Here is a 23,824-nt window from a genome sequence, read left to right as displayed (position 1 = left end):
GGGGCGCGGCCTTGGCCGTCCCCTTTTGCTTTTGTTGCAGCCGCATAGCCGCGGCAGGTCGCAACCCTCTCTCGTTCGGAGGGTATACCAAAAGATAGGATTTGAAGGGACTATTCCTTTCCCGCCCCACAGCGGCAAGGGCTACGTTGGAGCTACGTAGAATCACGTAGGCGGACGGTGGGGAAGGCATCGCGAACGGGACAGGCGGCCCCGATGCCCCTACTCCGCGTCGCCGTCGGACACGATATCCACGCGGCGCCAGCCGTCTTCGCCAAGGCATTCCAGCGGGTGGAACTTCGCCTTGTAGGCCATCTTGCGGCTGTGGGCGATCCAGTAGCCCAGATAGACATAGGGCATGCCGGCCAGCCGCGCCCGTTCGATCAGGCCGAGGATCATGAAGGTGCCCAGGCTGCGGCGGTCCTGGGCCGCATCATAGAAGCTGTAGACCGCCGAATAGCCATCCGACAGCCGGTCGGTCAGCATGCAGCCGACCAGCTGACCGCGCTCGTCGCGTGCCTCCAGCAGGTTGGTGTCCGCCCTGCCCTCGTCGACCATGGCGGCGAAATCGCCCATCGCCATGCGGGCCATGTCCGAATCGCCGTGGCGGGAATTCTGATAGAGCGAGAAAAGCCGGTACTGCTCCGACGTGGCATAGGCCGGCCGCTCGGTCAGCGTCACCCCCTCGTTCAGTTTCAGCACGCGGCGCTGCGACCGGGTCGGCTCGAACTCCGCGACCGGCACGCGCACCGGCACGCAGGCCTGGCAGTTGGGGCAGACCGGGCGGTAGACGATATCGTGGCTGCGGCGGAAACCAGCCCGTGACAGGGTGGAGTTCACCTCGGTCGCAAAGGGACCGATGAGGCGGGTGAACAGCTTGCGCTCCACACGTCCGGGCAGATAGGGGCAGGGCATCGGCCCCGACCGGAAGAATTGCTGCAATGGACGCTGCGGCGGCTGGATGACCGACATTCTGAGCGACAACCACCACGACAATGACGAGGAGGCGGAGGAGTGCCAGCCCCCTCCGCCGCCGCAAGCTTACTGCGACTGGCTCTGAACCGCCAGAGGAGGCTGGACCCCGAAGAAGGCCTGCGCGATCTCCGTGGTCACGATGTTCAGTTGCTGCTGGATCCAGTCGAGGTACTCGTGCAGACCGTCGCGCAGAACCGCGTCGATCGGACGCGACAGCAGGGCGGCCAGCAACTCGTCCACCCGCTCCATCGCCGCGGAGCCGCCGCGCAGGTCATAGCGCGAGCGCATCCGCGTCAGCACGCCGTCGATCTGCCGCACGCACATCACGACCGAGCGCGGGAAGCCCTCGTTGAACAGCATGAATCCGGCGACGGTAGCCGGCGACATGCCGCGGGGATAGACGCGGCGGAAGGCGTGATAGCCGGCGGTGCAACGCAAGACCGTCGTCCACTGGCTGACGTCCAGGGTGGATCCTACTTCGACCGGCGACGGCAACAGCGTGTGATACTTGATGTCGAGCAGGCGCGTGGTCTGGTCCGCCCGCTCGATATACTTGCCCATCTGGTAGAAGTACCAGCCCTGGTCGCGGTAGAAGGTGCCCTCGGTGATGCCGGTGTGGGTCTGGCACTCCTCCTTGATCCAGGTGCAGACCTTGGACAGGTTCTGAGTCGCCACATCCTTGACCGACATCTCCAAAAGCTTGTTGTGGAACACGTTGATCTGCGTCCACATCTCCGTCGAGATCCAGGGGCGCAGCGTCCGCGCATTCTCCCGCGCCATCCGCAGCATTGACAGCAGCGAATTCTGGTTCTGCCCGTCGAACATGTAATAATGGATCACCGCCTCCGCCGTCGGGCGGTCGTGGCGGCTGAAGAAGTCCTTCTCGTCGGCGTTCAGCTGGACGATGGAGAACCAGTTGGTGGCCCCGCGGGTGTCGCGCGCGAAGGTTTCGTGCACGTCCAGGATGCGGGCCAGATTCTCGGCCCGCTCCATGTAGCGGGCCATCCAGAAAATGCACTCGGCGTAACGGGACAGCAGGTTCATGCCGCACCACCTTCCAGAACCCAGGTGTCCTTCGAGCCGCCGCCCTGGGACGAATTGACGATCAGCGTGCCCTTCTTCAGCGCCACGCGCGACAGGCCGCCGGGCAGGACCCAGGTGCTCTTGCCGGTGATGGCGAAGGGGCGCAGATCGACATGCCGAGGCTCGATGGCGTCGTCGCAGACGGTCGGGCAGACCGACAGGTCGACGACCGGCTGGCTGATGTAGTTGGACGGATCGGCCAGCAGCTTGGCCCGGCAATCCTCCAACTCCGCCTTGCTGGCGCGCGGGCCGATGGTGATGCCGTAGCCACCGGCCTCGCCAACCGGCTTCACCACCAGATCGGCCAGATTGTCCAGCGTGTATTGCAGAGCGTCCGGCTCGCGGCAGATGCGGGTGTCGACGTTGGGGATGATCGGTTCCTGGTCCAGGTAGTATTTGATCATTCGCGGAACGTAGCAGTAGACCGCCTTGTCGTCGGCCACACCGGTGCCGATGGCGTTCGCCAGCGCGACGTTGCCCTTGCGATAGGCCTCCAGAATGCCGGGCACGCCCAGCAGGCTGTCCGGGTTGAAGGCCTTGGGATCAAGGAAGGCGTCGTCCAGACGGCGGTAGATCGAATGGACCGGGGCCAGACCATTGGTCGTCTTCATGAAGACGCGGTCGTTATCCACCACCAGATCGCGCCCTTCCACCAGCGGCACGCCCATCTCGCGCGCCAGGAAGATGTGCTCGAAGTAGGCGGAGTTGTAGGTGCCCGGTGACAGCAGCACGACCTGCGGGTCGTCGACCGGCGCGATCTCCACCATCGCATCGAGCAGCTTGTGGCCGTAATTGTCGACCGGCCGGATGCCGATGTCCTGCATCAGGTCGGGGAAGACCCGCTGCATCATGTGGCGGTTTTCCACGACATAGGAGACGCCCGACGGAACGCGGCCGTTGTCTTCCAGCACGCGGAAGGTGCCATGGCGGTCGCGCACCAGATCGGTGCCCATGATGTGGATGTAGGTGTTGAAGGGAACGTCCAGCCCGATCATCTGCGGACGGAAATTGTGGTTCCCTTCGACCAGATCCCGCGGGATCACCCCGTCCTTCAGGATCTTCTGGTCGTGATAGATGTCGTGCAGGAACAGGTTCAGCGCGGCGACCCGCTGCGTGACGCCCGCCTCCAGATGCTTCCATTCCGGTGCGGAGATCACCCGCGGGATGACGTCGAACGGCAGGATGCGGTCGACGGCGTCCTTGTCGGAATAGACGATGAAGGTGATGCCGAGATTGTACAGCTCCCGTTCCGCATCCTGCGCGCGGCGGCGCAGCTCATCGAAATCGAGTGCGGCCAGCCTCTGGCGTATGAGCGCCGTATGTTCGGCCGGCAAATCCATGGCTCCGAACAGCTCGTCGAAGTACAGGCCAGGATTGTAGGATGACAAAAGGTCGGACGGTTTGCCCTCGGGTACGCTCACAGACTCCCCCGCGCTTGTATCTGACCGATCATCGCGGGCCGGGCGGCATCGCCCCGGCCATGTCGCATTGTGTAGGAAGTATGACCCATCGCCGCGCGCTTTGAACAGGGCAAACGCGCGTGCCGTTGTGCAACGCGACGACAAAGCAAGAATTCGGATGCGGGCGCTTGCGGAAAATAGCGCCAAAGTACCGGTAGCGTGGAGGCGCTATCGTGCTTTGGTGGGAGCACCGCCGCCCCCGGACTGGCCGCCGGCCGCGGGTGCCGCCTGGGTTTCGCGCAGCAGGACCATGGTGATGCGGCGGTTGCGCGGGCTGTTGGGCTGGTCGGCGACCAGCGGGTCGCGATCGGCCTTGCCCACCACGTCCTGGATTCGCGTCGGGTCGATGCCGCCGGCCAGCAGGGCGCGGCGGGTGGCATTGGCCCGCTCGGTCGACAGATCCCAGTTGTCGCGGCCGGATCCGGCCGGGAACGGCGAAGAATCGGTGTGGCCGCTGATCGACAGCTTGTTGGGGAGCTTGGACAGCGCCTTCGCCACCTGCTGCACCAGTTGGCGGGTCTGCGGATACATCTGGCCCGAACCGCCGGGGAACATCGACACGCGGTCCTGATCGACGATCTGGATGCGCAAGCCCTCCGGCGTCTGGTCGATCATCAGGTTCTGGGCCAGCGGCTCCAATTCCGGCACCGACTGGATGGCCTGACGGATCTCGGTGGCGGCCTGCTGGAACTGGCGGGCCTCCTTGGCGGCACCCTGGAGGCTGTCCATCGCTTCCTTCACCCGCTCGCCGAAGTCGGACAGCTTCTCGCCGGGCTTCTGGCCGGGGATGCCCAGCTGCTTGGCCATCTCCTCCATCCGCTTCTGGAACTCGGCGCGGGTTTCGCTCGGCTTCTGGTCGGCGACGTCGGCATTGGAGGCAGTGCCGCTGGCCGACTTTCCGGGACCCGTGCCCTGGCCAGGGCCGGCGGTGGTCTCGGTCGGGTCGTCGGCATCCTCGGTCTGCTGCGCCGAATAGCCGGGCGGTCCCGACACCGGCACGTCGGCTGACATCGGCGAACTGGGAGAGACCTGCGCACCCGGCACGGTGATGGTCTTGCCGCCCAGCATGCCGCCGGAACCCGACTGCTCACGGCTGACCGATACCGGCGAGAAATAGTCGGCGATGCCCTTGCGCTGGTCCGAGGTGGTGACGTTCAGCAGCCACAGCAGCAGGAAGAAGGCCATCATCGCGGTCACGAAGTCGGCATAGGCCACCTTCCAGGCGCCACCATGGTGGCCGCCGTGCCCGCCCTTCTTCTTCTTGATGATGATCGGCTGCTCGTTGCCGCCGGAATTCCCGCTCATGCCCTGGCCGTGGCGAATGGTTCGCGGCCCTCAAGGCCGATTTTCGCGCGCCGCGCCGCGGTGGACGCGGCGGCCGACTGCCGCGGCAAAACCCTGACCGGGTTTCATTAAGATCCGTTTAACGACGTTGTCCGGGTCGGGGATGGGGCGGAGATGCGGCTTGCGCCGGGTGGCGTGCTGGATTAATTCCCGGTATTTCCTACCTTGTGTGTCACCTTCGGCCCCTCCAAAGGCTGTTCAGAGCAGTTCCCCTCCACGCAGGCCCACACCACAGGACGTCATGATCACCGACCAGCCGATCGATCCCCTTGCGTTCCGCTCCGCCCTCGGCTGCTTCGCCACCGGGATCGCCGTCATCACCACCATCGCACCCGACGGGCTGCCGCTGGGGGTTACGGTGAACTCCTTCTCGTCGGTGTCGCTCGATCCACCGCTGGTGCAGTTCTGCCTGGGCCGTGCCGCGATGTCCTTCGAGGCCTTCAACTCCGCCCCGCATTTCGCGGTGAACATCCTGGCCGCCGATCAGGAGGAACTGTCCAACCGCTTCTCCCGCCGCGATCTGCAGGAGCGGTGGACCGGGCTTGAGGTCGTCACCGGCCGCGGCGGCGTCCGTCTGCTGCCCGGCTGCCTCGCCACGCTGGAGTGCGACCGCGAGCATCTGCTGGACGGCGGCGACCATGTCATCGTGGTGGGGCGCGTCCGCAAGCTGACCTCGCGCGAAAGCGGCGACCCGCTGCTGTATTTCCGCGGCCGCTACGCCCGGCTGGGCTGATCGTGTTCCTCAGCCGGCCGCGCGGTGCAGGTCGCGGCCGGTCAGGTGGATGTTGGCGTCAGGGTCGAGCGCGCGGGCCATGATGCGCTGTTCGGTTGCGCGTTCGAACAGGGGGCGGTTCATGCAGACCTGCTGAACCGCCTCGTCCGGTTTGGGCGTATGGCCGACGATGCCCTGCAAGGTGCGGCGGGTGACGAAGACCCGGCCCTGATATTCCCCGACCTGCACCGCGAACTCCACGGCGTCGGCCTCCTCGTTCCAGAAGGGATCGTCGGGAAACAGGAAGATGGGCATCGGGTCCTCAATAGGCAGAAATCACTTCAGGACATAGGTGATATCATAGCCGCTGCGTTTGAAGCGCGTCTTCAGCAGCGTGCCGTCCGCCGCATACCACAGGTCGCGTTCCACATCGCCCTCGATGCGGTGATGCGCAGCTTCCAGCGCCTTGCCGCCGGCCTCAACCGTCTCCGCCCCGACCTTGCGCACCGCCACCTTGTAGGGGGCCGCGTCGATCACCGACAGCAGCTCGCGGTGTTTCAACACCTCCGGCGTCCACAGCGTCAGCGGCAGAACGTTCGCCGCCGCCTGCTGGGCCTTGCCGTCCACCGTCAGGCGGTAGCCGCCGGCATCGCGCGCCATCTCGATCTTGTGCGGAGTGCCGTCATCGTCGGTGGTGGCGCTCATCGATTCGAGCACCCCGCCCTTCCACATCTCCTCCCGCTTGTGGTCGTAGCGGAAGTTAATGAACAGCACCTTCACCCGCGTGGTGGCAGTGACGGTGACCTTGGTGCGATCGCCCTGCGGCTCGATCTTCACCTGCTCGCTGCCAATGGGGTCCTCGCCCATCAGGATCTGGTAATTCAGTGTCCGCGCGGTCGCCTGCGCTGAAGCCGTTCCCGACAGGCCGGTCAGCAGCGTGGTCGCCATCAGGGCAGCGGACAGGGTGGCGCATTTGCTGCGCATCGTCGTCATAGTCTTTTCCTCCCGGTTGAGTGTGTTTGGCGGCTCTTCCGGCCGCTCGATCAATCGTCCAGCAGCTGCGCCAGCTTCATCGCGACGCCCATCGATCCTTCAACCTTCAGCTTGCCCATGGTGAAGGCCAGCATCGGGTTCAGTTTGCCGTTGATCAGCTTCTGCAGGTTTTCCGGCGAGATGCGGATGGTGCAGTCGGACTCGGCATCCTCACGGCTGATGCTGATCGGGCTGGCACGGCCATCGACCCGGATCACCTCCCCCTCCTTGCCCAGCAGAAAGCGGACCGAGGCGTTGAGCGAGCGCAGATCGCCGCTGCGGCTGCGCAGTTCCTGCAGAATGTCGTCGACCATGAAAGCGTGCCCTCAGGATTGTTCGTAGGACTGGTCTTGACAGTAGGCTCGCATTACGTTTACGTCAACGTCATAACGAAAGCGTTTCAGACGCCCGCCGCCCCTGAAGCCGGCTGTCAGGTGATCCGGAACGCGCCACCGCCAAGGGGAGCGAACCATGCCCGAGCCGCTTGCGCAGAGCGCCAACCCGCCCACCACCGCCATAAACGACGCTGCACAAGACGCCGCCCATCCCTGGCTGGCGCATTACCCCAAGGGGGTCGCCTGGGACCAGCCGTTCGCGCCGATGCCGCTGCACATGCTGTTCGAGGAAGCGGCCGCGCGCTATGCCGACCGTCCCTGCCTGGACTTCATGGGCCGCCGCTACAGCTACGCCGAGGTTCTGGATCTGGTGAACCGCGCCGCCCGCGGCTTCCAGGATCTGGGTGTCGGGCCGGGGGTGCGGGTGGGCCTGTGCCTGCCGAACTGCCCGACCTACGTCATCTCCTATTTCGCGGTGCTGAAGGTCGGTGGGACCGTCGTCAACTACAACCCGCTCTATGTCGAGCGGGAGTTGGAGCACCAGATCACCGACTCGCAGACCGAGATCATGGTGACGCTGGACCTGAAGCAGATCTATCCGCGCGTCGCCGCGATGCTGGCGCGCACGCCGATGAAGCGCATCGTCGTCTGCCGCATGGGGACCATCCTGCCCGCGGTGAAGAAAGCGCTGTTCAGCGTGCTGAAGCGCGGCGAGCTTGCCGCCGTGCCGCGCGACGACCGCCATGTCGATTTCAGCAGCCTGCTGGCCAATGACGGGACGCTGCGCCCGGTGCGCATCGACGGGCTGCGTGATGTCGCCGTGCTGCAATACACCGGCGGCACCACCGGCGTCCCCAAGGGGGCGATGCTGACCCACCACAACCTGCTGTCCAACGCGCGGCAGGTGCAGGCATGGTTCCCCGACGTTGCCCTGGGCAAGGAGCGGGTACTCGCCGTGCTGCCCTTCTTCCATGTCTTCGCCATGACCGTGGTGCTGAACATGGGGCTGGCCTGCGGGGCGGAGCTGATCATGCTGCCGCGCTTCGAGACCGAACAGGTGCTGAAGACCATTGCCAAGCGCAGGCCGACCCTCGTTCCCGGCGTGCCGACCATGTACAAGGCGCTGCTGGGTCACCCGCAGGTCGGCCGCTATCCGATGACCTCGATCCGCTACTGCATCTCCGGCGGCGCGCCACTGCCGATGGAGTTGAAGCGCCAGTTCGAGACGGCGACCGGCTGCGTGCTGATCGAAGGCTACGGCCTGTCGGAAGCCTCTCCCGTCTGCGCCGCCAACCCATTGAACGGCATCAACAAGGAAGGGTCGATCGGCTTGCCGCTGCCCGGCATCGCCATCGAGATCCGCGACCTGGAGGACCCGACCCGCAAGCTCGGCATCGGCGAGAAAGGACAGGTGGCAATCACCGGACCCAACGTAATGGCCGGATACTGGGGCCGGGCAGAGGAGAGCGACCGCACCGTGGTCGACGGCTTCCTGCTGACCGGCGACGTCGGGACGATGGACGAGGACGGCTATGTCTTCCTGCTCGACCGGCTGAAGGATCTCATCATCTGCAGCGGCTACAACGTTTATCCGCGCATGATCGAGGAGGCGATCTACCAGCATCCCGACGTGGTCGCCGCCTGCGTCATCGGCCTGCCCGATGATTACCGCGGCCAGACGCCGAAGGCCTTCGTGCAGTTGAAGCCCGGCGCCAGCCTAACGGCGGACGCTCTGCGCGACTTCCTGCGCGACAAGATCTCCCGAATCGAGATGCCGACGGCCATCGAGTTCCGCGAGGAACTGCCGAAGACCGCCGTCGGCAAGCTGTCGAAGAAGGAGCTGATCGCCGAGGCGCAGCAGGCGCTATCGAACGGAGGATGACCCGAAGTCACCGCGTTGACCCGGACGTAAAGGGAAGCCTTATCACGCGACGGCAGCTGTGCTACCAGACGGAAGGCGCATTGTGCCGGACACGAACAAAAGGTCTTCCCAGGGATGGAACAGCTCTACACGGTCAACCAGCTTGCGGAAGAGCTGGGCATCACGCCGCGGGCTCTGCGCTTCTACGAGGTCAAGGGGTTGCTGGCGCCCAACCGCGTCGGCAACAACCGGGTTTATACGAAACGCGACCGCGCCCGGCTGAAGCTGATCCTGCGGGGCAAGCGCCTGGGCTTCTCGCTGGCGGAAATCCGCGAATATCTCGACCTCTACAACGTCAATGGCGGGGTCGAACAGCAGAAGAACCTGTTGAAGCGCGTGCAGAAGCGGCTGAAGGACCTCGCCCAGCAGCGAGAGGACTTGGAAGCCACCGTGCAGGAGCTGCGCGACATCGAACAGCAGGTCAACAGCACCCTGGCGGAGCTGAAATCCGCCGCGAAGGACAGCTGACCGGTCGGGCGCCCCCGAAAGCGCTCCGATCGGCCTGGCGAGGGGAGATCGGAGCATGATGGGACAGCGACAGCCGCGGGCCGCCGATAAAGCCATATGGCCGGGAGATCGGGCATGAACCTGATCTTCCGTCTGCTGGCCGTTGCCGTCGCCGCCACAGTCTCCGCATGGCGTGGTCGCCGTGCCGGGTTGCTGGAGCCATCGACGCTGCGCTTCCGGGTCTGGCCGACAGACCTGGACATCAACCTGCACATGACCAACGCGCGCTATTTCAGCGTGATGGATCTGGGTCGCACCGACCTTATGATCCGCGTCGGCCTGGGTCCGGCGATCCTGCGCAACCGCTGGCAACCGGTTCTGGGCGGAGCGACCATCCGCTACCGCCGTTCGCTGCGGCCATTCCAGCGCTTCACCCTGGCCAGCCGGGTGCTGTGCTGGGACGACAAATACATCTTCATCGAACACCGCATGGAGACGCGGGACGGGCTGGCGGCGCTGGCCGTCGTTCAGGGCGCTTTCGTCAGCGCCAAGGGGGTGGTCGCCCCGGCCGAGGTTCTGGCGGCCCTCGGCACCACCACCGCCTCCCCGCCGATCCCCGATGCTGTCGCTGGCCTGCGCGGACAGACCCTGTCCGCCGCGTGAATCGTACAAGAAACCATCAGAGAGGAGACACGCCGTCATGAAGGTTCTGGTGCCGGTTAAGCGAGTAGTCGACTACAACGTGAAGATCCGTGTCAAGGCGGATGGCAGCGGCGTCGAGACCGCCAACGTGAAGATGAGCATGAACCCCTTCGACGAGATCGCCGTCGAAGAGGCCGTGCGCCTGAAGGAAGCCGGCAAGGCGACCGAGATCGTGGTGGTTTCCATCGGCCCGGCGCAGGCGCAGGAAACCCTGCGCACCGCTCTTGCCATGGGTGCCGACCGCGCCATCCTGGTCCAGACCGATGTGACGACCGAACCGCTGGCCGTCGCCAAGGTGCTGAAGGCACTGGTCGAGAAGGAGGCCCCCGGCCTCGTCATCCTCGGCAAGCAGGCGATCGACGACGACTGCAACCAGACCGGCCAGATGCTGGCGGCGCTGCTCGGCTGGGGCCAGGGCACCTTCGCCTCCAAGATCGCTGCCGGCGACGGCAAGGTCGCGGTCACCCGCGAGATCGACGGCGGCCTGGAGACGGTGGACCTCAAGCTGCCGGCAGTGGTCACCGCCGACCTGCGCCTGAACGAGCCGCGCTATGCCTCGCTGCCCAACATCATGAAGGCCAAGAAGAAGCCGCTGGAGACCATCACGTCGGACAGCCTGGGCGTCGACGTGACGCCGCGGCTGAAGACGCTGAAGGTCACCGAACCGCCGAAGCGTCAGGCCGGCATCAAGGTGCCGGACGTCGCCACCCTGGTCGACAAGCTGAAGAACGAGGCGCGGGTAATCTGAGGACTGGCCTCGGTGTCCCAAGTCCTACATCCCGCCCGACACAGGAATCTCCCATGCCCATCCTGATCCTCGCCGATCACGACAACGTCACCCTCAAGCCCGCCACCGCCCACGCGGTGACCGCCGCCGGGAAGCTCGGCAGCGACGTTCATGTCCTGGTCGCCGGCCGCAACGCCGCCCCCGCCGCGGAGCAGGCCGCCAAGCTGGCCGGCGTCGCCAAGGTGCTGCTCGCCGACGATGCCGCCTACGAGCACGCGCTGGCCGAGCCGGTTACGGCCCTCCTGGTCTCGCTCGCCCCCGGCTACAGCCATATCCTGGCCGCCGCCACCTCGGTGGGCAAGAACGTGCTGCCGCGCGTCGCCGCCTTGCTCGACGTGGCGATGATCTCCGACATCACCGCCGTGGTCTCCGCCGACAGCTTCGAGCGGCCGATCTACGCCGGCAACGCCATCGCCACCGTGCAGTCGGCCGATACGGTGAAGGTGATCACCGTCCGCACCACCGCCTTCGAGGCTGCCGCCATCACCGGTAACGCCCCGGTCGAGAGTGTCGCCGCCGTCGCCGACCCCGCCCTGTCGAGCTTCGTCTCGGCCGAGTTGTCGAAATCGGAGCGTCCGGAACTGACCTCGGCCCGCATCGTCATCTCCGGCGGGCGCGGCATGCAGTCGGGCGACAACTTTCCCCTGCTGGAAGCGATCGCCGACAAGCTGGGCGCTGCGGTTGGCGCCAGCCGTGCGGCGGTCGATGCCGGCTTCGTGCCGAACGACTATCAGGTCGGTCAGACCGGCAAGATCGTCGCCCCGGACCTCTATGTCGCCGTCGGCATCTCGGGTGCCATCCAGCACCTCGCCGGCATGAAGGACAGCAAGATCATCGTCGCCATCAACAAGGACGAAGAGGCACCGATCTTCCAGGTCGCCGACTACGGCCTCGTCGCCGACCTGTTCAAGGCCCTGCCGGAACTCCAGCAGGCGCTTTGACCGGTAAGGCCGGGCCTTCCCCGCGCGGAGGCCCGGCCGCTTCGCGCTTGCCGCGGCGGGCCGGCTGTTCTATCGCTGGCGACATAGCAACCCGACAGCGGCAGGACGCCATGAGCATCGACGGCATCACCGGACTGGACCATCTGGTCATCGCGACCCGCGACCTCGACGCGGCGCGCGACGCCTACGCCCGGCTCGGCTTCACCGTAACGCCGCGCGGCCACCACACCCAACTGAAGTCGGCCAACCACACCATCCTTTTCCCGACCGGCACCTATCTGGAACTGCTGGGCATCGAGGAACAGCGGCCGGTCAACGCCCATTACGCCGCCTTTCTGCGTAAGCGCGAGGGGATCGCTGCCATCGCGCTGAAGACGCCGGACGCCCGCGCCGCCGCCGGGCCGCTGACCGCCGCCGGCTTCCCGTCGTCGGACCCCGTCGATTTCGGCCGGCCGGTGGAGCTGCCGGGCGGCAGTCGTGACGCAACCTTCACCATCACCCAGATCGACCCGGCGGCCACCCCGGCTGGCCGCGTCTTCCTGTGCCAGCACCACACGCCCGATCTGGTCTGGCGCCCCGACCAGTTGGAGCATGCCAACAGCGCCATCGGGCTGGAAGCGCTGGTGGTCGCCGCCGCCGATCCCGATGCGGTGGCTGCGACCTATGCGCGGCTGCTCGGCAGCACCGTCACCGACCGCGGCTCCGCCCGCGTGGTGGAGCCGGCGCAACGGGGCGACGGTCAGGTCCCCGTGCTGGTCGCCACGCCGGACCGGCTGCACTGGGCCTGGACCGCCGATCCGGCCTTCGCCAAGGCCACCCTGCCCTTCTTCGCCGGCTTCGTGCTGCGCGTCGCCGACCCGGTGAAGACCCAGCAGGCTTTGCAGAAAAGCAAATTCCCGACCGTGGTCGGCGGCGGCGTGATGCGGGTCGGGTCGGGCAGCGCCTGCGGTGCCATGGTCGCCTTCGCCCAGGACTTCGACCTCGACAGCCTGATACCCTGAAATTCGCGACGATTTGCACCGAATTGGGCATAGGAGCCGTTGAGTTGCTTGTGTAGTGTCCCCCGACAGTTGCGCCCGTGAACGGGTGCAGACTGTGGAGATGCACATGACGGCAGCGGGTCAGACGATGGATGTGACGGGGGCTCCGGGGCAGGAGACCGGACCCGCACCGGCATCCTTCGCCCCGCTCTTCGATGCCCTGCCCATTCCGGCCCTGATGCGCGAAGCAGACGGGCGGTTACGGGGAAACCGCCGTTTTCTCGACCGTTACGGCAGCATCGACGCCTTTCCGGCCGACCTTGCCGATGCCGCGCCGGGTGCCGAGCGGGAGGTGACCGCGCCGTCCATCTCCGGCGACATCCGCGACTTGCTGGTGCGTATCGGCGGCCCGCCCTGGATCGCGACGATGGAGGATGTCACCGACCAGCGTCACGCCGCCCGTGGGCTGGCGCTGGCGACCGAGAAGCTGGAGGAGGCCTATCACACCGCCAAGCTTGGTTACTGGGAATACGGCATCCATACCGGCGAGCTGGTGCTGAGCGACGCCGGACTGACCGTGCTGGGTCATGACCGCGACCGCTTCGCCGGCGGCTTCGATGCCTTGCTCGGCATCCTGCACCCGGACGACCGGCCGCGATTCGGCAACATGCTGGAGAGCGTCGTCGGCAACCCTCAGCGCGTCTACGTCGAATACCGCGTCCATGACCGGGACGGCCGGGCCCGCTACGTCTCCTCCTCCTGCGCGCCGCGGCTGGATGCCGACGGACGGCTGACCCACCTCTTCGGCGTGCTGATGGACAGCACCGAACGGGCAGAGGCCGCGGCCCAGCTGGAAGCTGCCAAGCAACGGCTGGAGGAGGCCTACCGCACCGGTCATCTCGGCTACTGGGAGTACGGCATCCACAGCGGCGCACTGGTGTGGAACCGCGAAGCCTTCGGCATCTACGGCCAGGATCCGGACCGGTTCGAACCGACCTTCGACAATCTGCTGGGCATCCTCCACCCCGACGATCGGATGTCCTTCGGCAACATGCTGGAAAGCGTTATCGGCAACTCGCGCCGCGTCTATGTTGAATACCGGGTGATCGATCCGGTGGGCGAGGTCCGCTACGTCTCCTCTTCCTGTGCCCCCCGATTCGATCTGGATGGGCGGCTGACCCACCTGTTCGGCGTCATGCTGGACACCACCGAGCGGGCGCGCGCCGCCGACGCCCTGCGCGCCGCCAAGGACCGCGTGGAGCAGGCCTATCGCGAATTGCAGTCGGCCCAGGACAGCCTGGTCCAGACCGAGAAGATGGCGTCCCTCGGCCAGCTCGTCGCCGGGGTGGCGCATGAGGTGAACGGGCCGGTCGGCGTGGCGCTCACCACCGCCTCACACCTGCTGAGCCGGGCGGAGGACGTGAAGCGCCAGTTCGCCGCCAACGCCCTGACCCGCTCGGCGCTGGCCGGCTTCCTTGAGGTGGCACAGGAGGCCGGGCAACTGCTGGTCGGCAACACCGAGCGGATCGCCACGCTGGTCCATATGTTCAAGCAGGTGGCAGCCGACCAGACCGGCGACGAGCGCCGTACCTTCTACCTGCGCGAATACACCGAGGACGTGCTGCTGAGCCTGCACACGCAGATCGGCTCCTCCGGCCACCGGGTGGAGCTGGCCTGCCCGGAGGCGCTTCAGCTGGAAAGCTTCCCCGGCGCCTTCGCCCGCGTGCTGACCCATCTGGTGCGCAACTCGCTGACCCACGCCTTCCGGCCCGAGCAGAGCGGCCTGATCGTCATCGACATCCATGCCGACGGCGACGACTGGATTGAGGTGGTGCACGAGGACGACGGCCAGGGCATCCTCGAAGCCGATCTCCCGCGGATCTTCGACCCCTTCTTCACCACCGCGCGCCATGCCGGCTGCGTCGGCCTCGGGCTGCACATCGCCTACAATCTGGCGACTCAGACGCTGGGCGGGCAGCTGAGCGTCCGCAACAGCCCCGGCCAGGGCGCCGTCTTCATCCTGCGGGTGCCGCGGCAGGCGCCGGATCTCGGCTGACCTCCCGCGACCGCCCGGTGCCGGTCAGGCGACCGTCTGGCGTTCTCGCAGCAGCGGTTCCAGCGCCTCCGCCACCGCGCGGCGCAGGTCGGCGGCGATCACCGGCTTGTGCATCACGCGGAAATTGCCGGCCTCCGCCTCCTGCGTGCGGGCGGGGGCGGTATCACCGGTGACCAGGATCCCCGGCAGGATGCGGCCCAGGGCCAGCCGAACCTCGCGGATCGCCTCCGTCCCGGTGCGGCCCTCGCGCAGGCGGTAATCGGCGACGATCAGGTCGGGAGCCGGCCCGCGGTTGGCGAGGTCCAGCGCCTCGGTGCAGGACTCGGCGGCCAGAACGGTATAGCCCCACTCCGACAGCATGGCGCGCAGCCCTTCACGGACGATTGGATCATCCTCGATCACCAGCACGGTGGTGGCGAAAGCCGGACGGGAAGAATACGGAGCGGGCAACGGCTTCACCGCCGGCGGGTCGGCGACCGGGACCTCGACCGCGAAGACCGACCCTTCGCCGGGCGTCGACCGCACCGTCACCTGATGCCCCAGCATGACCGACAGCCGCCGCACCACCGCCAGCCCAAGGCCCAGGCCCTGGTCACGGTTGCGGCTGGCATTGCCGACCTGCACGAACTCCTGGAAGATGTCCTCCTGCTGGTCGGCGGGAATGCCGATGCCGGTGTCCCATACCTCGATTCGCAACGCCTCGCCGCGACGGCGGCAGCCGATCAGGATCCGTCCCTTGTCGGTGTAGCGTAGCGCGTTCTCCACCAGATTCTGCAGGATCCGGCCCAGCAGCATCGGATCGCTGCGCACATGGGTACTGCACGGCACGATGTGCAGGATCAGCCCCTTCTGGACGGCGACCGGGCGGCTGTTGGCGGCGACGCGCTCCATCACCTCGGACAACGGGAAAACCTCGACCTCCGGCACCACCGCACCGGCCTCCAGCCGGGAGACGTCGAGCAGCCCGTCCAGCAGCATCTTCAAGGCGCCGAGCGCCCGCTCCATCGTGCCCAGCACATTGCGGCTCATGCCGTCGCTGACGCGGCTGGACAGCACCTCCATCAGCAGCATCAGCGACTGAACCGGCTGGCGCAGGTCGTGGCTGGCGGCCGCCAGGAATTTCGACTTGGCGACGTTCGCCCGGTCGGCCTCCCGCCTCGCCTCGGCCAGAGCCGACTGGACCCGCTTGTGTTCGGAGATGTCACGGACGGTGGCGATCAGGCTAACCAGCCGGTTGTCATGGTCGCGCACCGGCGAGGCGCTCAGCTCCAGACAGCGCGGCCATTTCAAGTCTGGCCCATCCGTCACCGGATCGGGACGGGTCAGTTCCACCCGGGCATCGCGGCCGACAACGATGGCGTCGCGCAGGGGCTGCAAGGCCGCCCGGTCGTTCGTCGCCCGTTCCAGCGCGGTCAGGGCGCCGCTGCCCATCAGATCGGATGTCGGCGTACCCAGCAGCCGTTCAAGCGCCGGATTGACATAGACGATGGGCATTCCCGGTTGGGTGGCGTCGGCGATCATGATGCCGTCGTTGCTCCAGGCCAGCGCCCGGTTGCGCACCCTGAGCGCCCGATCGGTGTGGCGGCGCCATTGCAGTTCGACGATAAAGGCGATGACGAACAGCAGGATCACCACCGTGGTGACGACTGCCCAGCCGATGTAAAGGCGGGCGTTGTCGCGCCAAGGGCCGAACACCGTCTCGACCGATTCGCCGACGATGGCGATGACCGGATAGTCGGGTGCCGACCGGAAGGCGGTGATCCGCTCCACCCCATCGACCGGACTGACCATCCGCATGTGGCCGACGGGATGCTGCCGGATCGCCTGCCACAGCTCGCTGTTGGCCACTCCGCGGCCGGTGACGGCAGTGAGCCCTGTGTTGCGGGCAATAATGACGCCGTCGAAGCGCAGCAGCGTCGCTACCCCATCGGACGGCAGACCGAGAACGCGGTAATAGCGGGCGAAGGATTCGACCGGAATGTCGGCGACCGCGATGCCGGCAAAGGTGCCATCAGTGTTTTCCAGCCGCCGCGACACCGGGATCAGCAGATCCTGCGCCTCCGACGAGGCATAGGGAATGCCGATCACCAGCCCGCGCGGCGTGCCGTCGCGGGCGATGCGGAACTCGTCGCGATCGGTGACCGTGCCCTGGAAGGTGGCGCGCCCCCCGCCCATGGTCAGCATGCCGGAGGCGTCATAGACGCGGACGCCCACCACCAGCCCCTCTTCGAAGGCGCGGCGGGTATCCAGGCGCATGGAACGGTTGCGCTCGGTGTTGGCGATCAGGTCCAGCAGCAGGTCGTCGACACGGCGGAAGGTGGAGACCGCATGCTCCTCCACCAGACGGGCGATGACGGCGGTCTTCTCATGGGCGGTCAGATCAAGCAGCCGCTCTTCCCGGTGAAGCCGGTCGAGCAGAATCCACCACAGGGCAGCGATGGCCAGCGCAACCGCCAGAGCGGGCAGAACCAGACGCCCGCCGAAACCGGAGAAAAGCCAGAGCGCCCGCTTCACGTAAACCCCGAACGCAGTGGATCGTCCGCCGACCGCGCCCATCGGCAGGAAGCGGACGGCAGCGGCAGGCGGACGCAAGCATGCCGCAACGCAGATGCCGGCGCAACGCCGCAACCGGCAAGGTGGCAGCCGACGACAGTTGCTCCACCCGGGCAGACTGCCGGCACTGGAATCGCAGCCATCGCGTTTCGAGCGGTGCTGCGGCGCACCGGATGGCGCCGGATGACGGCGGGCAGGTGGGAACCGCGCCGAAAAGCCGGCTTTGCCGCGCCTTCACGGCCGGCTATACCGCGCCGATGAACTTCGCACGCGCCATCGCCACCGTCGGCGGCCTGACCCTGCTGAGCCGGCTGGCCGGCTTCGCACGCGACATTCTGACAGCGGCCGTGCTCGGCGCCGGCCCGGTTGCCGACGCCTTCTTCGTCGCGCTGAAACTGCCCAACCTGTTCCGTCGGCTGTTCGCGGAAGGCGCCTTCGGCGTCGCCTTCGTCCCGCTGTTCGCCGCCGAGCTTCAGACCCGTGGCCGCAGTGCCGCTATCCGCTTCGCGGAAGAGGCGTTGACAATGCTGCTGGCGATGCTGCTGCCCTTCACGCTGGCCGCCATCGTCGCCATGCCCTGGCTGATGCATGGCCTCGCCCCCGGCTTCGTCGACGAGCCGGCCAAGTTCGCCCTGGCGGTGGACATGGCGCGGCTGACCTTTCCCTATCTGGCGCTGATCTCGCTGGTGGCGCTGCTCGGCGGAGTGCTGAACGCGCTCGACCGTTTCGGCCCCTTCGCCGCGGCCCCGATCGCCTTCAACCTGACGTTGGTCGCCGCCCTGCTGATCGCCCCGCGGCTGGGGTTGGCGCCCGGCACCGCCATGGCGGCGGCGGTCACGCTGTCGGGAGTTGTGCAGGTCGCCTGGATGGCCTGGGCCTGCGCAAAGGCCGGGGTGGTGCTGAGGCTGCGTCCGCCGCGGATGACGGAGGGAATGCGGCGGCTGTTCCGGTTGATCGGCCCGGGTGCCGTCGGCGCCGGGGTCATGCAGATCAACCTGTTCCTGAACATCGTGCTGGCCTCGCTGCTGCCGTCGGGTGCGGTGTCTTTCCTCTATTACGCCGACCGGCTGAACCAGATGCCGCTGGGCGTCATCGGCATCGCCATCGGCACCGCCCTTCTGCCGGTGCTGGCGCGCCATGTCGCTGCCGGGGACGAGCGGATGGCCCGCCACTACCTGAGCCGGGCGCTGGAGTTCAGCCTGCTGCTCGGCCTGCCGGCGGCGGTCGCCCTCGGCGTGGCGGGCACGCCCATCGTCTCGGTGCTGTTCCAGCGCGGTGCCTTTGGTCCGGAGGAGGCGCACGCCACCGCGATGGCACTCGCCGCCTATGCCGTCGGCATCCCGGCCTATGTGATCGTGAAGTCGCTGAACGCCGCCTTCTTCGCCCGCCACGATACGGTGACGCCGGTGCGCGTCGCCGTCATCGTGACGGTCGCCACCGCCCTGCTGGCACTGCTTCTGATGCCCTGGCTGGGGCATGTCGGCATTGCGCTTTCCACCGGCCTGACCGCCTGGCTGGATGTCGGGCTGCTGGTGGCGGCGATGCGCAAGCGCGGCCTGTTCGACCTGGACGGCCGGTTGAAGCGCCGCGCGCCGCGCATCGCCGTGGCGGCAGCCGGCATGGGGGCGGCGCTCCTGGTGGGCGAGCGTGTGCTGGCGCCCTGGCTGGCTGCACCCTCCACCGCGGTGCGGTTCGTCGCACTGGCCTTGCTGGTGTCAGGCGGCGCCGCGGCCTTCGGAGCGCTGGCGGCGCTGCTGGGCGGGGCAAATTTGGGAGACGTGAAGGGGATGCTGTCGAAAAAGGTGCAACCAAGCAAGGAGCAGGTCGGCTGAACCAGCGGCCAACGGAAGCGGCGCCACTTCCGTGCCCTGGCTTCACTTCAGCGGCAGATAGACGTCGGTCAGCAAATTATGCTCCGGCGTTTCTCCGATGAAGTTCAGATAGTGGAAATAGACCGGGAAATCACGAAGCTCCTCGCCGCTTTCCGGAAGCCATCGGCCATAGAGAAATCTCACGAACTCCCCGATCTGCTCGTGCGCTCCACGGTGCCTGACCACGGCGCAGCGCCCACCGGGGATGAGCTTCTTCACCACACCTTGGGGGTTCTCGGGCACCTCCCCGTCGATCTCCCCACAGATGTCGAACCGGAAGTCGGCCGGCTCGATGATTTCCGGGTTGTCGTAGGCGACGCCGAAGGTCCGGCAGCGCTCGCGTGGCGACAGCCCGCTGCTCTTGCGCCAGTCGATGAAGATGCGAACCGAGTCATTCACGCCTTCGATCGGTCCGCGATGACAGTAGGCCGCCACCTGGACCGGCGCGAAGTCGACGATCGAAACATCCATGGTCCTGATCCTTTTTCTTTTGATGTGACGATAGCGGTCGTGCCACCGCCGCCATTCCGGAGTTTTCCTGAACTCGGACGGGGTCTGGCCGAACGCCTTCCTGAAGGCGCGGGAGAAGGATTCCGGCGTTTCAAAACCGGCGTCCAAGGCAATGTCGATGACCTTGTCGGCCGGATAGAAGGCCAGCCGGAACGATGCCCGCTTCAACCGTGCCAGCTGGATGTATTTCCCAACACTGACATCGAAATGAGCCGAAAAAAGACGATGGAAGTGGAATTTCGAGAGGCAGGCGACATCGCTCAACCTGTCGAGCGACAGGTCTCCTTCCAGATTCTGATCGATATACTCGAACAACCGGGAAAACCTTTCGTCATATACTTTCCTGCTCATCGTCGGTCTGGCCTGCACGGTTGATGAGGGGAACCATAAGCCGGGGTCCGGCAGCCGTCCTGGCGCATCTTGCTGAATATCGGCCACGATTGCGGATCGGCAGGCTGGATGGATCCGGAAGAGGGGAATGCGGCGCTACCCCTCTTGACGGCGGTCATAGGCAGTCGTACAAGCGGACCCACGTGGTGATTTGGTCGACCGGCTTGCGGGCCACGTAAAACAATCCGCTAAAAAGGTCCGAGCCGCGTCCGCGCCTCGACCCGATCGGTCGGGGCGTTTTTTGTTTGCGGCCGGCCTTGCCCCACCGGCGATCATCAGGGGAGAGTCGCGGAATGTCGCGCACCGATCATCGCAATCCGAACGTCGCGGGTCTGCGCCCGCGGTCCAAGCTGGTCCATGGCGGCATCCGCCGTTCGCAGTTCGACGAAACCTGCGAGGCTCTGTACCAGACCTCAGGCTTCGTCTACGGCTCCGCGGAGGAGGCGGAGAACGCCTTCGCCAACGACGGTTCGCGTCACGTCTATTCCCGCTTCCGCAACCCGACCTCGGCGATGTTCGAGGACCGACTGGCCGAGTATGAGGGCGCGGAATGGGCCTATGCCACCGCCAGCGGCATGGCGGCGGTGCATGGCGCGTTGATGAGCGGCCTGCGCACCGGCGACCGGGTGGTGGCGCCGCGGGCGCTGTTCATCTCCTGCTACTGGATCCTGAAGGATCTATGTAGCCGCTACGGCATCGAGACGGTGTTCGTCGATGGCACCAACCTGACGGAATGGGAAGAAGCGCTGTCCAAGCCGACCAAGGCGGTCTTCCTGGAAACCCCGTCGAACCCCGGCCTGGAGGTCGTCGACCTTCAGGCGGTCTGCGATCTCGCCCACAAGGCGGGTGCCGTGGTGGTGGTCGACAATGCCTTCGCGACGCCGGTGCTCCAGCGCCCGTTCGACTTCGGTGCCGATGTCATCATCTATTCGGCGACCAAGCACATCGACGGCCAGGGCCGCTGCCTGGGCGGCGTCATCCTGGCCAAGGACAAGAAGTACGCTTCGGAGGTCATCCACCCCTTCCTGCGCAACACCGGCCCGACCATCTCCCCCTTCAATTCCTGGCTTCTGCTGAAGGGCATGGAGACGCTGGAACTGCGCGTCCAGGCCCAGTCGGCGGCCGGCCTCCAGGTCGCAGAGTTCCTGGAAAGCCATCCGAAGGTCGCCCAGGTTCTGTACCCGCTGCTGCCCAGCCACCCGCAATATGATCTGGTGCGCAAGCAGATGACCGGCGGCGGCAATATGCTGTCGATCTTCCTGAAGGGCGGCAAGACCGAGGCGTTCAATACGCTGAACGGCCTGCGCATGGTGATGATCTCCAACAATCTCGGCGATTCGAAGAGCCTCGTCACCCACCCCTCCACCACCACCCATTCCAAGCTGACGGACGAGGAGAAGGTCGCCGCCCGGATCGAACCCGGCCTGCTGCGCCTGTCCGTTGGTCTAGAGGATCCCCGGGACATCATCGAAGATCTCGACCGCGCGCTCGCCGAGGCGTAAAGATCGTGCCGGAACCTATGTTGCAGTGCAGCGTTGACCCTGCAGTCAGGTTACGGCAACGATTTTTTGAGAGAGGCGACGCCCATGGCACGACAGAACGCCGGCAACGGCCATCCCACCGACAGGCTCATGGCGGTGGCGGGCCAGCTCACCAAGACCGGCCTTCGCAGTAGCGAAATGGGCGTCGCGGCGGCGCAGACCATCGGTTATCGCACCGCGATGATGACGGCGGCCCTGTCGAACCCGATCGACTTCGCCAATCCGGAGTTCATCCGCATGGGTGCGGAGAAGGTGGAGGCTGCGGTGGAAGCCTTCCATGCCGTCGCCACGGGCCTCGGCGAGTTCGGGCAGGCCTGGATCACCATGATCACCAAGCAGACCCAGGCGGTCGCCACCACCATCGGCGGCCTCGCCACCTGCAAGAACCCGGTGGAGATCGTCGACGTCCAGCAACGCCTGCTGGCCGATGCCGTCGATGCCGGCATCCACGCCAACCTGCGCCTGATCGAGGCGACGGCCGCCCTTGCCGCCGCCGGCATGAATCCCGCCTACCGCAAGGTGCGCGCCAACGCACGCCGCCTCGCCCGCGAACAGGCGTAAAGGGTCAGACCACGTCCGCCGGAGCAAGGCGGCAGCAGCTGCCGTCATGCTCCACTTGGATGGTGGCGTGGCCGATGCCGAAGCGGTCCTTCAGCACCGTCGAGATCTCCAGCAGAAGCGTGTCGTCCTGGTTCATGCCGGGCCGGACGAGATGGGCGGTCAGGGCGGTTTCCACCGTGCTGATCGGCCAGATATGGAGGTCGTGCACGGCAACGACGCCGGGCAGCCCTGCCAGATAACGCTCCACCCCCGCCCGGTCGACGCCGTCGGGCACTGCGTCCATCGCCAGCCGTATCGAATCGCGCAGCAAGCCCCAGGTACCGGCGACGATGACCAGGGCAATCACGATGCTGGTCACCGGATCCAGCCATAGCCAGCCGGTGAAGCGGATCGCCAGCGCCGCTACCACCACGCCCAGCGACACCGCCGCATCGGCCGCCATATGCAGATAGGCGCCGCGCAGGTTGATGTCCTGCTTCTGACCGCCCATGAACAGCCAGGCGGTCCAGGCATTGATGACGATGCCGATCACCGCCACCACCATCACCGTGGTCTCCCCCACCGGCTCGGGAGCGGCAAGGCGGTTGGCCGCCTCCAGCAGGATGGCCCCGACGGCGATCAGCAGGATCATCGCGTTCAGCAGCGACGCCAGGATCGAGGCGTTGCCGAAGCCGTAGGTATAGCGACCTTGCGGGATTCGTCGCCCCATCCAAGCGGCACCCCAGGCCAGCAGCAGTCCCATCACGTCGCTGAGATTGTGCCCGGCATCGGCCAGCAGGGCGGTGGAGTTGGCAATCAGCCCATAGACCGCCTCCACTGCCACGAAGCCGATGTTCAGCAGCGCCCCCAGTGCGAAGGAGCGGTCGTAACGCACCGGACCGTGATGGTGATGGCCGGCATGGTCATGTTCAGCATGGTCGTGACCGGCATGGCTGGAACCGCCATGGGAATGGCCGTGCGGCATGGTGGTGGGTCTCGTCATCGGATGGTGCGTCGCAGCGCCCCCGACTTTGGGCGCGCGGACGCGGTTGGACAAGTCCGACATTGAAGGGCGCAGCGCTCCCTTGCGCCGAAGGGCGTAGCGCCCCCCTTGCGCCGATCCGCCGCCACGCCTAGCTTCGCGCGGTCACTCACGATCAACAGTGAACGAAGGAAATGGTCATGAAGGCGCGCGTCACCTGGGTGGACGGCAAGATGTTCGTCGGCGAATCCGGCAGCGGCCATGCCGTGGTGATGGATGGCGCCGTGGAAGCCGGCGGCCGCAACGCCGGCATCCGCCCGATGGAAATGCTGCTGATCGGCATGGGCGGCTGCACCTGTTTCGACGTGGTGATGATCCTGGAGAAGGGGCGGCAGCAGATCACCGACTGCGTCGCTGCCATCGAAGCGGAGCGGGCGGACACCGATCCGAAGGTCTTCACCAAGATCCACGTCCATTTCACGGTGACCGGCCGCAAGCTCGACCCAGCGAAGGTGGAGCGCGCCATCGCCCTGTCGGCCGAGAAATACTGCTCCGCCTCCATCATGCTGGGCCAGACCGCCACCATCACCCACGACTTCGAAGTGGTCGAAGCGCAGTAAAACGGCAACCAGCACAACTTTTCAATTGCATCCATACGCATGACT

Annotated in this window: 22 protein-coding genes and 1 riboswitch; of the genes, 12 read left to right on the top strand and 10 right to left on the bottom strand. The window is 66.3% G+C overall.

Features of this window, described 5'->3' with window-relative positions; genetic code table 11:
• Positions 1–219: 219 nt before the first annotated feature.
• From J2848_RS02840 to J2848_RS02825, 4 genes are all read right to left on the bottom strand, one after another.
• Positions 220–969, bottom strand: coding sequence for an arginyltransferase (locus J2848_RS02840; RefSeq protein ID WP_149233694.1), 750 nt, complete (start codon positions 967–969; stop codon positions 220–222).
• A 69-nt stretch (positions 970–1,038) separates the two neighbouring features.
• A complete protein-coding gene (locus J2848_RS02835) occupies positions 1,039–2,016 on the bottom strand; it encodes an alpha-E domain-containing protein (RefSeq protein ID WP_149233695.1) in 978 nt (325 codons plus the stop codon).
• Positions 2,013–3,395 carry a circularly permuted type 2 ATP-grasp protein gene (locus tag J2848_RS02830; protein WP_246194141.1) on the bottom strand — a complete coding sequence of 461 codons (1,383 nt, stop codon included), beginning with the start codon at positions 3,393–3,395 and terminating at the stop codon, positions 2,013–2,015. The genes J2848_RS02835 and J2848_RS02830 overlap by 4 nt, the downstream gene beginning before the upstream one ends.
• Before the next feature lie 288 nt (positions 3,396–3,683).
• A complete protein-coding gene (locus tag J2848_RS02825; RefSeq protein WP_149233696.1) occupies positions 3,684–4,820 on the bottom strand; it encodes a flagellar motor protein MotB in 1,137 nt (378 codons plus the stop codon).
• Positions 4,821–5,100: 280 nt separating this feature from the next.
• Here J2848_RS02825 and J2848_RS02820 point away from each other — a divergent pair, with 280 nt between their 5' ends.
• Positions 5,101–5,592 carry a flavin reductase family protein gene (locus J2848_RS02820; protein ID WP_149233697.1) on the top strand — a complete coding sequence of 164 codons (492 nt, stop codon included), beginning with the start codon at positions 5,101–5,103 and terminating at the stop codon, positions 5,590–5,592.
• Positions 5,593–5,601: 9 nt separating this feature from the next.
• Here the strand turns inward: J2848_RS02820 and J2848_RS02815 are convergent, their stop codons facing one another.
• Genes J2848_RS02815 through J2848_RS02805 form a run of 3 tightly spaced genes read right to left on the bottom strand, consistent with a single transcriptional unit; the run spans position 5,602 to position 6,917 of the window.
• On the bottom strand, positions 5,602–5,886 hold the full coding sequence (locus J2848_RS02815; RefSeq protein WP_042702619.1) for a DUF1488 family protein: 285 nt from the start codon (positions 5,884–5,886) through the stop codon (positions 5,602–5,604).
• Between the two features lie 21 nt (positions 5,887–5,907).
• On the bottom strand, positions 5,908–6,564 hold the full coding sequence (locus J2848_RS02810) for a DUF6134 family protein (protein ID WP_149233698.1): 657 nt from the start codon (positions 6,562–6,564) through the stop codon (positions 5,908–5,910).
• Positions 6,565–6,614: 50 nt separating this feature from the next.
• The gene (locus J2848_RS02805; protein ID WP_098739680.1) at positions 6,615–6,917 is read right to left on the bottom strand and encodes an SCP2 sterol-binding domain-containing protein; all 303 of its coding nucleotides are present in this window, start codon (positions 6,915–6,917) and stop codon (positions 6,615–6,617) included.
• 157 nt (positions 6,918–7,074) lie between these two features.
• Between J2848_RS02805 and J2848_RS02800 the strand changes: the two genes are divergently transcribed.
• From J2848_RS02800 to J2848_RS02770, 7 genes are all read left to right on the top strand, one after another.
• A complete protein-coding gene (locus J2848_RS02800) occupies positions 7,075–8,820 on the top strand; it encodes a long-chain-fatty-acid--CoA ligase (protein WP_149233699.1) in 1,746 nt (581 codons plus the stop codon).
• A 114-nt stretch (positions 8,821–8,934) separates the two neighbouring features.
• On the top strand, positions 8,935–9,327 hold the full coding sequence (locus J2848_RS02795) for a MerR family transcriptional regulator (RefSeq protein WP_149233700.1): 393 nt from the start codon (positions 8,935–8,937) through the stop codon (positions 9,325–9,327).
• Between the two features lie 114 nt (positions 9,328–9,441).
• Positions 9,442–9,969, top strand: coding sequence for a thioesterase family protein (locus J2848_RS02790; RefSeq protein ID WP_149233701.1), 528 nt, complete (start codon positions 9,442–9,444; stop codon positions 9,967–9,969).
• 37 nt (positions 9,970–10,006) lie between these two features.
• Positions 10,007–10,756 (top strand): electron transfer flavoprotein subunit beta/FixA family protein, encoded by a 750-nt coding sequence (locus J2848_RS02785; protein WP_253568573.1) that lies wholly within the window; start codon positions 10,007–10,009, stop codon positions 10,754–10,756.
• A gap of 53 nt (positions 10,757–10,809) precedes the next feature.
• Positions 10,810–11,736 (top strand): electron transfer flavoprotein subunit alpha/FixB family protein, encoded by a 927-nt coding sequence (locus tag J2848_RS02780; protein WP_253568571.1) that lies wholly within the window; start codon positions 10,810–10,812, stop codon positions 11,734–11,736.
• 110 nt (positions 11,737–11,846) lie between these two features.
• Positions 11,847–12,737, top strand: a complete 891-nt coding sequence (locus J2848_RS02775) for a VOC family protein (protein WP_149235445.1) — start codon at positions 11,847–11,849, stop codon at positions 12,735–12,737.
• 106 nt (positions 12,738–12,843) lie between these two features.
• Positions 12,844–14,772: a PAS domain-containing sensor histidine kinase gene (locus tag J2848_RS02770; protein ID WP_246194492.1), complete on the top strand. Its 1,929-nt coding sequence runs from the start codon at positions 12,844–12,846 to the stop codon at positions 14,770–14,772.
• 24 nt (positions 14,773–14,796) lie between these two features.
• Here the strand turns inward: J2848_RS02770 and J2848_RS02765 are convergent, their stop codons facing one another.
• A complete protein-coding gene (locus J2848_RS02765) occupies positions 14,797–17,286 on the bottom strand; it encodes a hybrid sensor histidine kinase/response regulator (protein WP_253568568.1) in 2,490 nt (829 codons plus the stop codon).
• Positions 17,287–17,582: 296 nt separating this feature from the next.
• Between J2848_RS02765 and murJ the strand changes: the two genes are divergently transcribed.
• Positions 17,583–19,157, top strand: a complete 1,575-nt coding sequence (gene murJ, locus J2848_RS02760) for a murein biosynthesis integral membrane protein MurJ (protein WP_149235493.1) — start codon at positions 17,583–17,585, stop codon at positions 19,155–19,157.
• Positions 19,158–19,199: 42 nt separating this feature from the next.
• Here murJ and J2848_RS02755 read toward each other — a convergent pair whose 3' ends face one another.
• On the bottom strand, positions 19,200–20,144 hold the full coding sequence (locus J2848_RS02755; protein WP_246194496.1) for an AraC family transcriptional regulator: 945 nt from the start codon (positions 20,142–20,144) through the stop codon (positions 19,200–19,202).
• A gap of 85 nt (positions 20,145–20,229) precedes the next feature.
• Positions 20,230–20,309, top strand: a riboswitch (SAM riboswitch).
• A gap of 80 nt (positions 20,310–20,389) precedes the next feature.
• Between J2848_RS02755 and metZ the strand changes: the two genes are divergently transcribed.
• Both metZ and J2848_RS02745 read left to right on the top strand, forming a co-directional pair.
• Positions 20,390–21,598: an O-succinylhomoserine sulfhydrylase gene (gene metZ / locus J2848_RS02750; RefSeq protein WP_149235446.1), complete on the top strand. Its 1,209-nt coding sequence runs from the start codon at positions 20,390–20,392 to the stop codon at positions 21,596–21,598.
• A gap of 84 nt (positions 21,599–21,682) precedes the next feature.
• The gene (locus tag J2848_RS02745; protein ID WP_149235447.1) at positions 21,683–22,198 is read left to right on the top strand and encodes a phasin family protein; all 516 of its coding nucleotides are present in this window, start codon (positions 21,683–21,685) and stop codon (positions 22,196–22,198) included.
• Positions 22,199–22,202: 4 nt separating this feature from the next.
• Here the strand turns inward: J2848_RS02745 and J2848_RS02740 are convergent, their stop codons facing one another.
• On the bottom strand, positions 22,203–23,180 hold the full coding sequence (locus J2848_RS02740; protein WP_246194497.1) for a cation diffusion facilitator family transporter: 978 nt from the start codon (positions 23,178–23,180) through the stop codon (positions 22,203–22,205).
• 179 nt (positions 23,181–23,359) lie between these two features.
• Here J2848_RS02740 and J2848_RS02735 point away from each other — a divergent pair, with 179 nt between their 5' ends.
• Complete coding sequence (locus J2848_RS02735) at positions 23,360–23,779, top strand: OsmC family protein (RefSeq protein ID WP_149235448.1); 420 nt, start codon at positions 23,360–23,362, stop codon at positions 23,777–23,779.
• The last annotated feature ends 45 nt before the right edge of the window (positions 23,780–23,824 follow it).

It is taken from the genome of Azospirillum lipoferum (assembly GCF_024170005.1).
Classification (GTDB): domain Bacteria; phylum Pseudomonadota; class Alphaproteobacteria; order Azospirillales; family Azospirillaceae; genus Azospirillum; species Azospirillum lipoferum.
Note: the sequence above shows the minus strand (reverse complement) of the source record. Positions and strands in the feature narration are given on the sequence as shown.

What these genes read in the sequence shown, in the direction of transcription:
- J2848_RS02735 (WP_149235448.1), top strand. Translation starts at nt 23,360, where the DNA reads ATGAAGGCGCGCGTCACCTGGGTGGACGGCAAGATGTTCGTCGGCGAA.
- J2848_RS02820 (WP_149233697.1), top strand. Translation starts at nt 5,101, where the DNA reads ATGATCACCGACCAGCCGATCGATCCCCTTGCGTTCCGCTCCGCCCTC.
- J2848_RS02835 (WP_149233695.1), bottom strand. Translation starts at nt 2,016, where the DNA reads ATGAACCTGCTGTCCCGTTACGCCGAGTGCATTTTCTGGATGGCCCGC.
- J2848_RS02800 (WP_149233699.1), top strand. Translation starts at nt 7,075, where the DNA reads ATGCCCGAGCCGCTTGCGCAGAGCGCCAACCCGCCCACCACCGCCATA.
- J2848_RS02795 (WP_149233700.1), top strand. Translation starts at nt 8,935, where the DNA reads ATGGAACAGCTCTACACGGTCAACCAGCTTGCGGAAGAGCTGGGCATC.
- J2848_RS02825 (WP_149233696.1), bottom strand. Translation starts at nt 4,820, where the DNA reads ATGAGCGGGAATTCCGGCGGCAACGAGCAGCCGATCATCATCAAGAAG.
- J2848_RS02770 (WP_246194492.1), top strand. Translation starts at nt 12,844, where the DNA reads ATGACGGCAGCGGGTCAGACGATGGATGTGACGGGGGCTCCGGGGCAG.
- J2848_RS02805 (WP_098739680.1), bottom strand. Translation starts at nt 6,917, where the DNA reads ATGGTCGACGACATTCTGCAGGAACTGCGCAGCCGCAGCGGCGATCTG.
- J2848_RS02815 (WP_042702619.1), bottom strand. Translation starts at nt 5,886, where the DNA reads ATGCCCATCTTCCTGTTTCCCGACGATCCCTTCTGGAACGAGGAGGCC.
- J2848_RS02745 (WP_149235447.1), top strand. Translation starts at nt 21,683, where the DNA reads ATGGCACGACAGAACGCCGGCAACGGCCATCCCACCGACAGGCTCATG.
- J2848_RS02780 (WP_253568571.1), top strand. Translation starts at nt 10,810, where the DNA reads ATGCCCATCCTGATCCTCGCCGATCACGACAACGTCACCCTCAAGCCC.
- J2848_RS02785 (WP_253568573.1), top strand. Translation starts at nt 10,007, where the DNA reads ATGAAGGTTCTGGTGCCGGTTAAGCGAGTAGTCGACTACAACGTGAAG.
- J2848_RS02740 (WP_246194497.1), bottom strand. Translation starts at nt 23,180, where the DNA reads ATGACGAGACCCACCACCATGCCGCACGGCCATTCCCATGGCGGTTCC.
- J2848_RS02790 (WP_149233701.1), top strand. Translation starts at nt 9,442, where the DNA reads ATGAACCTGATCTTCCGTCTGCTGGCCGTTGCCGTCGCCGCCACAGTC.
- J2848_RS02840 (WP_149233694.1), bottom strand. Translation starts at nt 969, where the DNA reads ATGTCGGTCATCCAGCCGCCGCAGCGTCCATTGCAGCAATTCTTCCGG.
- J2848_RS02830 (WP_246194141.1), bottom strand. Translation starts at nt 3,395, where the DNA reads ATGGATTTGCCGGCCGAACATACGGCGCTCATACGCCAGAGGCTGGCC.
- J2848_RS02810 (WP_149233698.1), bottom strand. Translation starts at nt 6,564, where the DNA reads ATGACGACGATGCGCAGCAAATGCGCCACCCTGTCCGCTGCCCTGATG.
- J2848_RS02775 (WP_149235445.1), top strand. Translation starts at nt 11,847, where the DNA reads ATGAGCATCGACGGCATCACCGGACTGGACCATCTGGTCATCGCGACC.
- murJ (WP_149235493.1), top strand. Translation starts at nt 17,583, where the DNA reads ATGAACTTCGCACGCGCCATCGCCACCGTCGGCGGCCTGACCCTGCTG.
- metZ (WP_149235446.1), top strand. Translation starts at nt 20,390, where the DNA reads ATGTCGCGCACCGATCATCGCAATCCGAACGTCGCGGGTCTGCGCCCG.